The sequence below is a fragment of the Psychrobacter sp. GW64-MNA-CIBAN-0177 genome (assembly GCF_040309585.1).
GTDB classification, from domain to species: domain Bacteria; phylum Pseudomonadota; class Gammaproteobacteria; order Pseudomonadales; family Moraxellaceae; genus Psychrobacter; species Psychrobacter okhotskensis.
Genome location: NZ_JBEOOY010000003.1, coordinates 188,201 through 202,407 on the forward strand (window position 1 = coordinate 188,201; position 14,207 = coordinate 202,407).

Consider the following 14,207-nt stretch of genomic DNA (forward strand, 5'->3'; position numbering starts at 1 on the left):
GCGTTCGCTACCAAGAATAGTAATAGTAGCGAAGGCTGATTCTCCTTAACATATAGCCGTTAATACATATGCTCGTGATCCGTTTTACCCTTAAATGTGTAATAGGCAAAAGCGGTATAACTCAAGATAATCGGCAACATAATACCCGCACCAATGAGCATAAAGGACAGCGATGTATCAGCAGCGGCCGCTTCATAGATAGTCATTTGGTACGGTACTATATAAGGGAACAACGCTGTACAGACGCCAATATAACCCATCAAGAACAGCGCAACGGTCATTAAGAAGGGGCGATATTCACGCTCAGTCCGTAAATCCTTACGCATGAAAAAGAATAGCAGCAGCACGATAACTGGCATTGGCGCTAGATATAACGCACCCGGCAAACTAAACCAACCCTCGAGGGCTTCGATATCTGAAAAATACATAAACACGGTAACGACAATCATCGCCAATACCAATGCCGATAATATCCAACCAGACACTTTACGTGCCCATACTTGCAGCTTGTGTTCGGTTTTAATGATTAACCACGTAGAGCCAAGCAAGGCATAACCGACTATCAGGGCAAAGCCGCAGACGATAGAGAAGGGGGTGAACCAGTCAAATGGACCACCAGTATACAGACGATTGCTCGCCTCTAAGCCTTGCACCAACGCCCCAAGCATAATACCCTGCGAGAATGTCGCCACTACTGAGCCGACGAAAAAGAACGTATCCCATACATGACGACGTGAAGAGGCTTTGAAACGGAACTCAAACGCCACTCCGCGCATAATAAGACCAAATAGCATGGCAGTCACAGGCAGGTATAAACCGGTCATGATGATGCCATAAGCCACTGGGAAAGCAGCGAACAAACCACCACCACCCAATACCAACCAAGTCTCATTACCATCCCAAAAGGGAGCAATAGAGTTCATCATACGGCTACGGTTTTTGTCTGAGCCGGCAAAGGGGAACAAAATACCACAGCCTAAGTCAAAACCATCCAACAGGACATAGATGAAGACGGATAGGGCAATTAATCCGCCCCAAATTAAAGGTAAATCTAATACATCACCGTAGTTAAACATTAGCGTAACCCTCCATCATCGACGTCATCGGCAGGTTTATCCAAATCTTCTACTTTCTCACTGACGTTACTATCACCACTTAACGTGCGACCTTGACCTTCAGTGATAGAATGCTCATAGAAGTTGTCATCTGCTGGATCTTCATAAGGTTGTGGACCTTTAGCAATCAGGCGTAAGATATAAAAACTGCCTGCACCAAATACAAAGACGTACAGCACAATAAATCCTATAAGTGTCGTTGCGACTTGCTGTGCTGCAACCGGTGACATGCTCTCAGCAGTACGAATCACCCCATATACTGTCCATGGCTGACGACCAGTTTCGGTCACAAACCAACCGGCGAGTATCGCGATAAAACCAAGCGGCGTCATCATCATCCACGCACGGTGGAACCATTTGCTTTCAGGATCGAATTGTTGTTTTTTAAAGTATTTATAAAGGCTAAATAGACCAACAAGCAGCATTAATGTACCGATAGCCACCATAACGCGGAATGACCAAAAGACGATAGGAACGTAGGGCCGATCTTCTGGCGCCCAGTTTTTAAGGCCTTTAACTTCGCCGTCTAATGAATGCGTTAAAATTAAGCCCGAGACATAAGGGATTTTAATTTCATAATGGTTTTTTTCTGCTTTTTGATCTGGAATACCGAATAAGACAAGCGGTGCACCGCGCTCATTTTCCCACAGACCTTCCATCGCTGCGACTTTAGCAGGTTGATGTTCTAGAGTATTTAGACCATGCATATCGCCAATAAATATTTGTGCTGGCGCAACAAAGATGGCCATGACCATCGCCATGCCGAGCATGACACGACCATGTTTGCGATGTTCAACATGCTTTTTGGATTGCAGATAATACGCACCGATACCACCGATAACGAAAGCTGTGGTCAAAAATGCCGCAGTCATCATATGCGCGTAACGGTAAGGGAATGAGGGGTTAAAGATAATTTCAAGCCAATTGGTTGGATAGAGCAAACCATCAGCACCGACCATAAAGCCCTGCGGCGTCTGCATAAAGCTGTTGGCAGCCAAAATCCAAAAACCAGATATTAGCGTACCAATAGCGACAATCGCTGTTGAAGCAAGGTGCATGCGTTTACTGACGCGACCCCAACCAAACAGCATAATGCCTAAGAACGACGCTTCTAAGAAAAAGGCGGTCAATACTTCGTAGGCAAGTAGTGGGCCTATGACGTTACCGGCTTTATCAGAAAATACGGCCCAGTTAGTACCGAATTGGTAAGACATTACCACGCCCGATACTACACCCATCCCAAACACTACGGCAAATATCTTGACCCAGTGCTTATAAACTTCGGCATAAATAGGCTCACCAGTTTTGAGCCAGCGGAACTCTAAGACCGTTAGAAAGCTGGCAAGACCGATGGAAAAAGCTGGAAAGACAATATGCCATGAGATAACAAAAGCAAATTGAATTCGCGCGAGCATCAGCGCATCAAGCTGGTCAATCATAAATGTAGCGAACATAAACGGTTACCTTTATCTGTTAGCTGAATAGCGCAGGCTTCCATGACACGCTTAAGTAGCTGTCCGTAAATCAGGATGATAAGTGTTACGGGCAATGGCTCAGTATTAGTTAGCAACCACTATCAATTTATCAAATGCGGCTGAGCTAATACTGTCTAGCTGAATGAAGTAATTTATATCCCTATAAATTAATATATTACTGTCATTTACAATGAATGTAGTATGCGCCACCCTAAGTACACACGCAAGTTACCTATGGGACTGGTCGCACACCTACCAGTCACCAAAACTTACTTGAAGAAATACCCTGTCGATAAATGAACATAGCCCAAAAGCATAGAGGGTGTTTAGTATTTATTATCAATACCATTTTTAAAATGAGGACACGCCCTAGTCAGTATCTTGTCAATTAGACGAGCCTCATTGCTGCAATTGTTGATGCAAAATCCGTCGCAGGGTCAACACGGTCTGCGGATTTTCTTGAATACTATGACCACCTGTGATGATGGTTTCTGAGGTGGCGCCTTCGAGATGGGCGCTGGTGTAAGGAACGATACCATCTGATAAGCGCTCGGTCAGTGCTTGGCTAATATCTTCATCGACAGTCACCGCAGCGACGAGGGGCTTATTGGTTGACTCAGATGCAGGTTTGGGGCCATCATTTGTGCGCGCACTCTCGCTGTTGTCTTCTAATATCTCTTGAGATAAGTCAATTCTTGCACCGCCGGGCTGCATTTGCGCCAAGCCTCTAGTGATGTCGGCATCATTGTTAGCGATGATCGAATGATAAGTAATGTCGTCATTGATCTTGATATCTTTGGTCAGCTGAATAAAAGACGATTTATCGCTTAACTGACTGGCACCGTTCTGTAGGTACAGTGCACCTAAAGGATTTTGTGCCAAATCCCCTTGAATGGCGAGAGTAGCCAAGTTATCAGTGAGGGTCTTTACCAAGCCAACCGGTAAATAAACGATGCGGCGTAGTGCTCGAGTAAACCAGCGATCAGCGTAGTCGGTACCTTGAAAGGGCGAGGATAAAAAGATAGCAGTGTCGACCTGTGGCAGCCTATGTAGCTCAAAACGGTTGCGCAGCTCATCATTAGCAAAGGCTTGTTTTAGCATCTCATCGACTTGGCGTTTACTGCTGTTTTCGAGCAAGTCTTTATCCTCTAAAGCGTCTAAGTTATTGGCAAGATTATCATCAGACAGCATCATGCGAGAGATGATACCGCCCATACTGTGACTGATAATGACGCTGTTTTTGCTAGCACGGTTGCCTCCTTGAGGATCGGTCTGCTGATAAGTGCTCTTGATCAGCTCCTGAATTTGATAGCGGTTCTCTAAAATAGGTAAATTGGTCGGATAAAAAACCTGCCACACTTGATAATTATCGCGCAACTTATCATCATTAAAAATATCGTTGGTCAAATTTACCCACGTGGCGGGGCTAGACGCCAAGCCATGCACCATAATGATGACCCGTTTATCAGGATCGTAAGGCTCTAGCATAAACAGTTTGGGTAAGCTGGCTTCTTTCTGGCGGGTGATTAGATTTAAGTAACCAACGCCATCGAGCTGGTTTTCTGCCAGCCATAGTCCATAACCGGCAGAGAAGTTCGCCGCCAGTGGATAGTTATCACCCAAGATAGTGGCGCTCTCGCTACGATGAGGGTTGTATAAGTGGATATCGAGCTGATGACTGCTGAGCGTATCCAGTATGCTATCGCCAGCGGGCTTAATTAGGCCCGTCATCAATAAATGACCCGTGGGGTAAATGCGTGAGCTGGGCGCACTATCATCCTTTTTGCCATCGACCGTGTCTTTATTCAGTCGTCCCGACAGCGATGAAACCAAGAGCTGACGCACAGTGGTGGTATAGCGATCATTCAGTGACGCGACTAAGCTAATCCCCAGTCCTGGGCGCTTACTGATTGAGTTAAGACCCGAGAGACGTAGATCATAAGTGGACACCAAATCGGCGAGCGCTGAGGTTTGCTTTTGCGCATTTTGAAGGTAGTTACTTTCGTTAGGCAGAAAAATATTGAGATCATAGCGGTCTACTTGTACCTTCATGACCTTGACTTGGTCAGTAGGCTTACCCTTTAAAGGTGCATGGTTTGCAATAGCACCTTGGCTGCCAGTATCGGGCACAGTGGTGCTCATCGGTAGATACTCTACTTTGGTATTGCCCATGAGTTTATTTGCGCCATCTACCGACTGATATAGCTGGGTAATGACGTCATTGCTGGCTGAGTTATAAATGTCTTGGGTTTGGATATCGATGTCAGTTGGAATGCGGTTTTTGGCCTGAGCTTGGCTTTTTGCTTTATCTGCCCCTTCAAAATCATGCGCTAAACTGTCATAAAACAGATAGGTATAGCTGAACTTAATGGCATCGAATAGTCGACCTTGATAACTAATCAAGCAGGCATCTGTATTTTTCTGCTGCTCTTTAGCCTCATCATCGCTCAGAGGTGCATTGGCATAATAAGGATCAAGCGGCGGACGGGCGAGCGTATTCTGACACTCTTTAGACTCGGCAAGCTGGCGAGCTTTGGCGTAATGTAACTCGGCAAAAACGGACAGCGCTGGACGATAATGTTCATTAAGCATACTGTCAGTAAGCTGCGTCAAGCACAAGTCAAACTGCTGAAAACAGGCCTGCTCATTAAGTCCTGCTGACAATAAAGCCGATGCTGTGTCGCTACTGAGCTCATCGTCTGTGACGATATTGCCACGCTGTGCAGAAATGGTCTTTGCTGAGGCTTGTTGTGTCACAGAAACTGTACTACAGGCAGGTAGTAGCGCCACGGCTGTTATTAGCCCTAATAGAATGACAGGCTTTGTTTTTTTAATAGCGTGTGTGGCCGGATTGCTGACAGAGCGAGCGAAAGTCATAGGGGATTCCAGTAAATAATAGTCAAGCCTATAAGATAGATATAGTGAGTGAAACATAATATCGAACCATTATGCACTGTTGATATCCATTTTTCTTGCTTGCTGTGCCTACGCAGACAGAGGCCACCAGACAGAGCCTATAAAAAATTGATATCAGCAATACCGTCGTGCTTTTAGAATATATTGACTATAAGTAGTCAGTATAACAGGATGAGTGTAGCGTAACTTTTTGGATTTCACTAGGGCGTGTTGAACATTCATAAATGAACACTGCTGATCGCTAAAATTGTTCCAGACACGGCGCAAGTCGAAGATTATGTTGATATCTTAGCTAGACTTGCAACACAGTATGGGGCAATTTTAGCATCAGCCTAAAAGGACAGGACTATTTTTTGCTGATTCTTTGATAAAAAGAGGCGCTTAGAATGACTAAACTTACTATTTTTATCTTTGAATCGCCTAAAAAACAGTCTCTGTCAGTGCCATGATCGAATGTTCAACACGCCCTATTATATTTGAAACTTCACAGTCAAATGCCGTCGCTAATGGACAAGATAAAATAAGCGTAATGGGGTATCAAACTTTTAACCTAAAATGAGGACACGCCCTAGATTATCGAACAGATTTGGGGCTAAGGGGATATTGATAGTGAATGGCAGTGATTGATAGGGAGCGACAATCATTGGCAACGACTTTGGCGAAGTTAATTAAATAAGACTGGCTGAACGAGAAATCATCTGCAAAAAAAGCCTTCTTTTCCTATTGATACTAAACCAATATAAAAAGAAGGCACTATATGCTTTACTCTCAAATCATTTTTTAATAAGTCAATAATAACACTATAAGTCACTATTACTAATGAATAATGTTTACAACTGAGTTTATGCCCCTGGTTTTACATCGATGTCAGGTGCTGGGATATCCCAAATATAAAACTTACCATCTTCAACGAGCTTAATTTGTTGACGAATAACGGTATTATTAGGCACTTGTTGCTCAAGACGACGCAAACGTTCTAGAGCGTTGTCGCGGCGATCGCTCAATAAATCTGACTGCGCCAAGCTTTGTTCTGCTTCGGTATAGCCCAATGAGACGGCTCGGTCTAGATATTTTTGACCTTCTTTAAAGCCGCCACCTTCTGACAGCATCATGCCGTATAAGAAGTTGGCTTCACCACTGTCAGGTTTGATTTTGATAGCACGGTCGACATATTTGCCGCCACGTACCGTATAGTCTGAACCTAAATCTAAGTTACGACCCATACCATTGAGCTTAGCCGCTCGAATCAGCACGTCATAAGAGGCGTTTGGCGATTGGGCATAAGGCTCAATCCATTCAGTCAATACTTTGATTTTTTCACGAGTATAGTGACGTTGTGAGCGGTTAGGGAAGTTCGGTGGATAGTGACGGGCGTTAGGAGAGACATCTTCGATAAAGTCATCTAGCAAGCTAACGTCGAGCTTATCAGTACCCAAGCCTTGCTGCTGTGGAACTAAGACCGTCGGTACAAAGCTAACGCTTGAAAGTTGTACTTGCGGTGTTGGGATATTGGGCAACTGACCACCACGAAGATCAATGCCAGTAGCAGTCATTGGACCACGCTCATATACCCTAGTAGTACCTGTTAGCTCTGCGGTGTCAGGTATTTTAGTTGTCGCTTGCACTTGCACTTGCGCGCTCGCAGCATTAACTGCTGCTTGTGCTTGTGCTTGTGCTTGTGCTTGTGCTCGCTCTCGCACAGTATTGGCTTGTGCAGTTGATTGTGCTGGCTCTTGTGCCTGTGTAGTATTAGATGGCATGTTGTTTTGTTGCGAGCTGCTTTGCTGAATGCTGTTTGGCGGAACGCTATTTGTTGTTGCCATATTTGCCGCTGCGTCGGTTTGAGCCGTATTGGCAGTAGCAGTAGCGTTTGGTTTAGCGAGACGAATGACACGTCTGCTTGAATCCATGGCACTAGGGACAGCAGGGTTCGTAGCAGTGGTGCTAGCGTTAGCGCTGCTATCCGCTTCGGCAGCGTTGACAGGGGCAGACAACATCAGTGCACAGGCAGCGGCTAATGCGGTTAGGGTCGCAAATGTAGGCGCTTTGGTAGCATTGCTAGACAAGCTGGATTGGTTGATGGCTTTCATAAAAGTCGTTACCTTGTTTATTAAGTCGTTATTTACAATCGATTGATAGTTGTTTTGTATTATCGACGCTATTTTGTATGCTTAGAAATTTTTTATATTATTGAAGCAAAATCGAACAAATTTTTAATACCCTAGCAAATTAAGCTCAATGCTATCAGTAGTAGGATTGTTAAATTACCTGATTCAATAAACCCGATGAGAGGCGCTACTCGCTATTCATTTATAGATGATAAGCCGTGGCTTTCATCCGATTGGCCATCCAGCGCATGGTCTGACGCACCGGTGGTGAAAGAGCTGCGCCGCCACTTGCTAGCGCCAGCTCGCGATGGTGACATTCTTCAATATCCATTTGTGCCAGTATTTCTCTTGAGCGTTGATCATGCACGGGTAATTGTCCAATGTGATCTTGCAGATGCTCGCTGACTTGTGCTTCGGTTTCAGCGACAAATCCCAAACTAAACTCGTTAGAGATAGCCCCTGCGACCGCGCCAAGACCGAAAGACATGCCATACCACAATGGGGTGAATAGGCTAGCATGACTGCCCAATTCCTTTAACCGTGTTTCGCACCACACCAGATGATCGACTTCTTCTTCGGCTGAATGCTGCATGGCTTGTTTGACGCCAGTGTCTTTAGCGGTAAAGGCTTGACCATGATACAGGCCTTGCGCACATACTTCACCAGTATGATTGATGCGCATCAATCCTGCCACGTGACGCGCTTCGGTAATGGTCAGCTCAGGAATCTCGTCATTACTGACGGGCAATGGGCGAGTACTGGGATTAGAATGCGGAACAACCGCTCGCAGTGCCTTGTCAACCCCAAGTAATAGCTGGTCAATTTTGGATAAAGGACGCAGGGCCATGATTCACTCCTGATGGCTTTAATTGTTATCAAAAAACTTCTTATTAAGATATTGCTGATATTTGCTTTTTAAAGCAGCAATATTCTGTTCATGCACATTACTATAGCAAACAATATAAATTATCGGCACCACTATTATCGGCTGCATGATTTAGTGAACACCAACGCTACTCATAATCGCTAGATCTTCTAGGCATTTAGTCTTGTCGGCTAAGCTCGTCATCATTAGTATGTATGACCGCATGCTGCACGTGTTTATTAAGCTTAATATATAAAAACGCGCCAAAAGCAATGTTTAGCACACCCGTAACCAAAAATAATTGCGGTAGCGTCAATCCTAAGGTGTTGAGCACCACAATCGCAAAAATCGCTGAGCTGACCATAAATATGGCATTAAAAATATTGTTGGCACCGACGATACGCGCGCGATGACTTTTGGGTGCATAAGCCTGCATAGACGCATATAAAGGCACGATATATAAACCGCCACTAAAGCCTAAAAAGAACAAGTCGGCAAATACGCGCCAACTGCCGCTCATACCAAACAAATCACTAATGCCTAATAATGTTTCAGTATTAACGTCAATGTTGAGACCTGACAAGGAAAAATACAAATCAATAGCAAAAATACTTAAACCAGCAATACCAAAGGGCAGTAAGCGTAAACTGACTTGGTTTTTGGTCAAGGTTTTACATAACAAAGACCCAATCGACACGCCAACAGAAAATAGCGTTAATAGGAAAATAACCACCGACTCATCGCCATGCAAAATGACCTTGCTGAATTCTGGTGTTTGTGTCAAAAACGTCGCACCATAAAACCAAAACCAGCTGTTGCCAAGAATGACAAAGAATAAAAACGGCAGCGAGTACAAATAGCGTACCGTCGACCAACTGGTGGTAAAAATATTCCAATTAATTTTGAGCGTCGGCTGCATGGCTGGCATGGTAGGGATGTAACGAGCCGCCAGATAACCTAAAACAGCGACCGCCAATACAGTGGCGCTAATCCAATACAACGACTGTGATAGCTGGGTCAAGACACCAGCGATAATCATACCAAGGAGGATGGCTAGCGACGTGCCCATCTGAAACAGACCGTTGGCACCGACGAGCTCATCTTCCTTCATCGCTTGCGGTAAGTAAGCGTATTTAATCGGTCCAAAAAAGGTCGAATGCGTGCCCATCAAAAACAATGCCACAAACAACAAGCCGTACCATTCAAAAACAAAGCCGACGGCGGCAATCGCCATAATCACCAGCTCAAGCACCTTAATAAAGCGCGTGAGCTTTGATTTTTCAAACTTATCGGCAATTTGTCCCGCCAGTGCCGAAAATAGGAAGTAGGGCAATATAAATAGCATTGCCGCTAAGTTATTTAAGATACTGACTTCCATACCCAACTGACTGGCAGCGGTATAAGTCAGTACTAATATGAGTGCTTGTTTAAAAATATTGTCATTAAACGCCCCCAAAAACTGGGTAAAAAACATGGCGCTAAAACGGCGGCGCTTAAATAACTGAAACTGATTGGCCATGAAAATTCCTACAGATGGATCGCGGCTGATAGATGAGAGGTAAGGGCTGAGCACAGCTTTCGGGTGCCATTAATTATCAACAGTATCAAAAACTTATCGAAATATAGCATAGGTTTTATCAATATTAAGCCGTATAATAGCAAGGCTTTGGCAAAAATACATGCGCCCGAAGCTATGATTTCATAATTGACTAAGTTATGATTTGTAACTTTTACATGGTTGTCTTTTGAAAAGTTACTTTTTGAAAATTTGAGCGAGATTAAAGCCTCGGTATCATTCAAAGTTACCTATCTTATGTCAGTAAGTTCAGATGAGATAGGCTCAGCGCTAAAACCAGCACTAAAAAAGTACGGTCGCCATAGAAAATCTCAGTTAACTGCTCTACGTTTATTCACCGGTAAAACCTGGCGACTGCTATCGTCATTCCCTTGTGCCGCGTGAGGTGATAGGAAATAAGTATACATGGAACATCAGCCTTCAACTCTAGCGCGCCACTTGTCGGTTACGCAGCACAAAGCCTCAAACACTCATGCTGGTAATCGTGCCAGCGCTGCTACCAATACTGTTAAATGTGCCGTGATGGATGATTTGCAGCAGACTGCGCCGCGTATTCATTTTACGCGCTCAGCGCTTTTTAGTGCCTTGGCGAGCAGCTTGGTAGGTTTTGGTATCGCACCTGCGGCATTGGCTGACACCACGACCAATGCCAATACGAACAGTCAAATTATTGATAGTCAGAACCTTAATAGTCAGAACCGTGATACGCAAAATACAGCCAACCAACCATTTTTCAATACTGTAACGCCACCGCAACCGCCAACCCCTAAACCCCCTCGCACAGACCCTCAGTTCTCCTCTACTGAGGATACACAGCTTGATATCGCCTTAGATGCCTTGCGCCTAAAGAAAGCAGTGGAACAAGGCATCATCGATAAGTCAGTATTGGATGACTATAGCGAACAAAACCTAGGTATTAAGCAGTCTGGTACTAAAGAAAAAGACCTGCAAAATTCGCCATCTCAAAGAGTAAATGGCAATGCCAACGCTCAGCAAGATGATGATAATGTCGATGATGCCAGTGATTTGGATAACGACCTTTATGATGTAGGCGAGTTGAGTGACGCACAGGCGAATGTGGCAAATAAAGATTTGGAGCAGCAAGCGGCGACAGTGCAACAGCAGGGCTATCAGATGATGACGCCTGATGAGATTGATCGCGAGCTGGCAGCGCTGGATAGACAGAATGCGCAAGACATTGACAGCATTAATAATGGTAACGACGTTAACAACACCAATGTCAGTAACATGAATGGCATCAGTAATAACGACCGCGACTTTGATGCGCCTATCGCGACTTTAAATGATACCACCCCGCCTATTGGCTTAGACGTGAGTCTTGATGCGACCAATTTGCCAGCACCGAGCAATCTCGATACGCTGGGCAAAAGCGAGACAGCGGCTGAACAGGCTGAGACTGCTGAAATCATGGCACGGCCAATTAATGTCAGCGATGCTGTCAGTAGTGGAAGCGCTGATAACGACGATGATAGTATGATCGATGATGAGAGGTCAGTAAGTGCAGGCAATGTGACAGGAGGAGAGGGCACGCAGTCAGATATTATCAATCCAGAAGATTATTTGCCTGATTATCAGTCCGAAACCCAAGCCGTCAATCAAAGTATCGAGCAAGCCAAAAAGCCAAAAACCATGGCTCGTAACAAAACCAATATCGTTAAGCGACTCTACAATCGATTTTTTAATGACGGTGCTCAAGCGTTACCGCACGTCGAGACGACGGTTTACTTGCAGCAAGTTGCCGCTGACGATGCGACTAATACGCCGCAAAAACTCATCGAAGCAGACGAAGACACGCAACCGATTAAAAACATCAAAGCTGCGCTTGATGACACCACTGTCCAATCTGTCGTTGACTTTACCGCAGCCTTACCGCGTCTGCGCCAAACTGCACAAGATGCCGCACAAGCTGTTGGTTATTATGATGTGACCATGCGCTTACGTCAGCCTTATAGTGACGTCATTGAGGTTGTCATTGAAGATCTAGGTGAGCCGGTCATTGTCGACAGTCGTATTATCGAAATTCGCGGTGAAGGTCGCGAGCAAGAAGAATACCAAGCGTTGGAAAAAGAGCTACCACCGCAAGAAGGCGATGTATTCAATCATCGCGTTTACAAAAACAGTAAAGCGGCGCTAGAGTCACTCAGCAACACTTATGGTTATTTTGACCAGTATTGGCTGAACAAATCAGTCGATATCATTTTGCCAGACAATACCGCCGATGTATCGCTGGTTTATAATACTGGTGACCGCTACGAGTACGACGAAGTGGTGTTCTTTACTTATGATGCAGCGACCAATACGTTGACCCGCGACCCTGATAAGCTACCTGTCGAATTGTCATTGTTGCAGCAGTTGTTTGACTTCAAACCCGGCGAGCCGTTCTATCGCCCTGATGTTACTAAGTTTAGTAACGACTTATCAGCGACACGTTATTTTAATACTGTCAATGTCGAGTCTATTTTGCCACCCAATGACAGCAGTGAAAACAGTACCTTAGCGTTCGATAATGCGCCTGGCAATGCGGCTGGTAATACTGGCAACGACGATGTTGACAGTGAGGTCAATGCTTCAGAAATTATTGATGATGTAGCCGCAGCAAATAATGGGGCAGAAAGTAGCAGTAATACGAATGGCACTGTTCAAAATGGTACTGTTCAAAATGGTACTGTTCAAAATGACACTGCGCAAAACAGTGATGCAGCAAATAGTAGCGATGGCGATGCTAATAGTGGCAATAGTGGGGAGAAAGTTAATCCCGCAGATATCGCTGCCATCGAATTTGAAGCAGATGAGCAAACACTGGATAAACTCCAAGCCATCAAACAAAAAGCCAATCGCTTAAGCCGCTTGCCAGATGATCGGGTATTAGACGAAAAAGACCAAGAGACCGACACGATTTTAGGTAAAATCAGTGACTCTATCAGCAACGTGGCACAAAAAATCTTCCCAGATGAAAAGAGTATTCTTGCGGATGAAAACTTTGTACCACCGACGCTGGCAGGACGTAAAACGCCGCAACAAGTGCAAGAGAGTAAAAAAGTCCCACTATATGTCTTTGTCTCTTCCAGTAAGCCACGCGACGCCCAAGTAGGTATTGGTTATGGTACCGATACCGGCGTACGCGCCACAGCTAAGATAGATTACAACCTGCTCAATCGTCAAGGCTATCAAGCTGGCGCAGAAACGGAGGTTTCTAGAATTACTAAGAATGTCTCGGTCTATGGCAGCCGGCCGTGGAAGCATCCGCTTAATGATAAGCTAGATGCGCGCCTCACCTATGAAGAGGAGGTCATCGATCAAGGCAAAGGCAACTTTGATTTGTCTACCCGAACGCTAAAAGCTTCATTGGCACGTAATATTCGCCGTGACAGTGGCTGGAATCGTAGCTACTCTGTACGTTATCGCTTAGACGAGCTAGAGACAGGGGTTGATGAGGCGGACTTAGAAGATCTGCCGATACGCTTTACGTCTTCTAGACCAAAGCAACAAGCGCTGTTATTGGGCTATGGTATCAATAAAACGGACGTGGATAGTGCGACCAATCCGACTCGTGGTATCCGTCAGTATTACTCTGTAGAAGCAGGCGCTGAAAAGGCGTTGAGCGATACAGATTTAGCGATTGTACGGGCGGGTGTCAGCGGTATTTATAGTTTTGGCGACGACAAAAAGCACCAAGTACTTGGTAGTCTCAATGCAGGCTATATTTGGGCCGATGATTTCTATGAAGTGCCTTATAAGCTGCGCTTCTTTGCGGGCGGTGATCAAAGTATTCGTGGTTATGATTATGAGAGCTTATCGCCTATCGACAATGGCTATCTGACTGGTGGGCAAGTGCTCGCCGTCGGTAGTGCGGAATATAACTATGAGTTTAAACCTGGCTTTCGCGCCGCCGTTTTTACCGACGTGGGTAATGCCTATGACAAAAACTTCGAGACTGATACAAAGGTCGGCGTTGGTGTTGGTATTCGCTGGGCATCACCTGTTGGTGTGGTGCGGGTCGATGTTGCCGCTGGTGTCACAGAAGAAAGTGTTCCTGTCAGGTTGAGTTTCTTTATCGGATCGCCTTTATAAGAGCCTCGTCAATCGTTTTTAGCGATTGTTGGCAATCATTTTTTTAACGTAGTTGAGTGT

Annotated in this window: 7 protein-coding genes; 1 reads left to right on the forward strand and 6 read right to left on the reverse strand. The window is 45.0% G+C overall.

Going from position 1 to position 14,207, the window contains the following annotated elements; all coding sequences use genetic code 11:
* Positions 1 to 59: 59 nt before the first annotated feature.
* The 6 genes from cydB to AAEY79_RS03780 all read right to left on the reverse strand — a co-directional run bounded on the left by cydB (position 60) and on the right by AAEY79_RS03780 (position 9,998).
* Entirely contained in the window at positions 60 to 1,076 is a 1,017-nt protein-coding gene (gene cydB / locus AAEY79_RS03755) for a cytochrome d ubiquinol oxidase subunit II (protein ID WP_025650513.1), read from the reverse strand.
* Entirely contained in the window at positions 1,076 to 2,569 is a 1,494-nt protein-coding gene (locus AAEY79_RS03760; protein WP_025650512.1) for a cytochrome ubiquinol oxidase subunit I, read from the reverse strand. The genes cydB and AAEY79_RS03760 overlap by 1 nt, the downstream gene beginning before the upstream one ends.
* A gap of 420 nt (positions 2,570 to 2,989) precedes the next feature.
* Positions 2,990 to 5,467: a triacylglycerol lipase gene (locus AAEY79_RS03765; protein ID WP_101211700.1), complete on the reverse strand. Its 2,478-nt coding sequence runs from the start codon at positions 5,465 to 5,467 to the stop codon at positions 2,990 to 2,992.
* Positions 5,468 to 6,348: 881 nt separating this feature from the next.
* Positions 6,349 to 7,596, reverse strand: coding sequence for a hypothetical protein (locus AAEY79_RS03770; RefSeq protein ID WP_201578178.1), 1,248 nt, complete (start codon positions 7,594 to 7,596; stop codon positions 6,349 to 6,351).
* A gap of 220 nt (positions 7,597 to 7,816) precedes the next feature.
* Positions 7,817 to 8,455, reverse strand: coding sequence for a 2-polyprenyl-3-methyl-6-methoxy-1,4-benzoquinone monooxygenase (coq7, locus tag AAEY79_RS03775; RefSeq protein WP_025650509.1), 639 nt, complete (start codon positions 8,453 to 8,455; stop codon positions 7,817 to 7,819).
* Between the two features lie 202 nt (positions 8,456 to 8,657).
* A complete protein-coding gene (locus tag AAEY79_RS03780) occupies positions 8,658 to 9,998 on the reverse strand; it encodes an MFS transporter (RefSeq protein ID WP_025650508.1) in 1,341 nt (446 codons plus the stop codon).
* 462 nt (positions 9,999 to 10,460) lie between these two features.
* Between AAEY79_RS03780 and AAEY79_RS03785 the strand changes: the two genes are divergently transcribed.
* Positions 10,461 to 14,147 carry an autotransporter assembly complex family protein gene (locus tag AAEY79_RS03785; RefSeq protein WP_201631971.1) on the forward strand — a complete coding sequence of 1,229 codons (3,687 nt, stop codon included), beginning with the start codon at positions 10,461 to 10,463 and terminating at the stop codon, positions 14,145 to 14,147.
* The last annotated feature ends 60 nt before the right edge of the window (positions 14,148 to 14,207 follow it).

What these genes read in the sequence shown, in the direction of transcription:
- cydB (WP_025650513.1), bottom strand. Translation starts at nt 1,076, where the DNA reads ATGTTTAACTACGGTGATGTATTAGATTTACCTTTAATTTGGGGCGGA.
- AAEY79_RS03760 (WP_025650512.1), bottom strand. Translation starts at nt 2,569, where the DNA reads ATGTTCGCTACATTTATGATTGACCAGCTTGATGCGCTGATGCTCGCG.
- AAEY79_RS03770 (WP_201578178.1), bottom strand. Translation starts at nt 7,596, where the DNA reads ATGAAAGCCATCAACCAATCCAGCTTGTCTAGCAATGCTACCAAAGCG.
- AAEY79_RS03780 (WP_025650508.1), bottom strand. Translation starts at nt 9,998, where the DNA reads ATGGCCAATCAGTTTCAGTTATTTAAGCGCCGCCGTTTTAGCGCCATG.
- AAEY79_RS03765 (WP_101211700.1), bottom strand. Translation starts at nt 5,467, where the DNA reads ATGACTTTCGCTCGCTCTGTCAGCAATCCGGCCACACACGCTATTAAA.
- AAEY79_RS03785 (WP_201631971.1), top strand. Translation starts at nt 10,461, where the DNA reads ATGGAACATCAGCCTTCAACTCTAGCGCGCCACTTGTCGGTTACGCAG.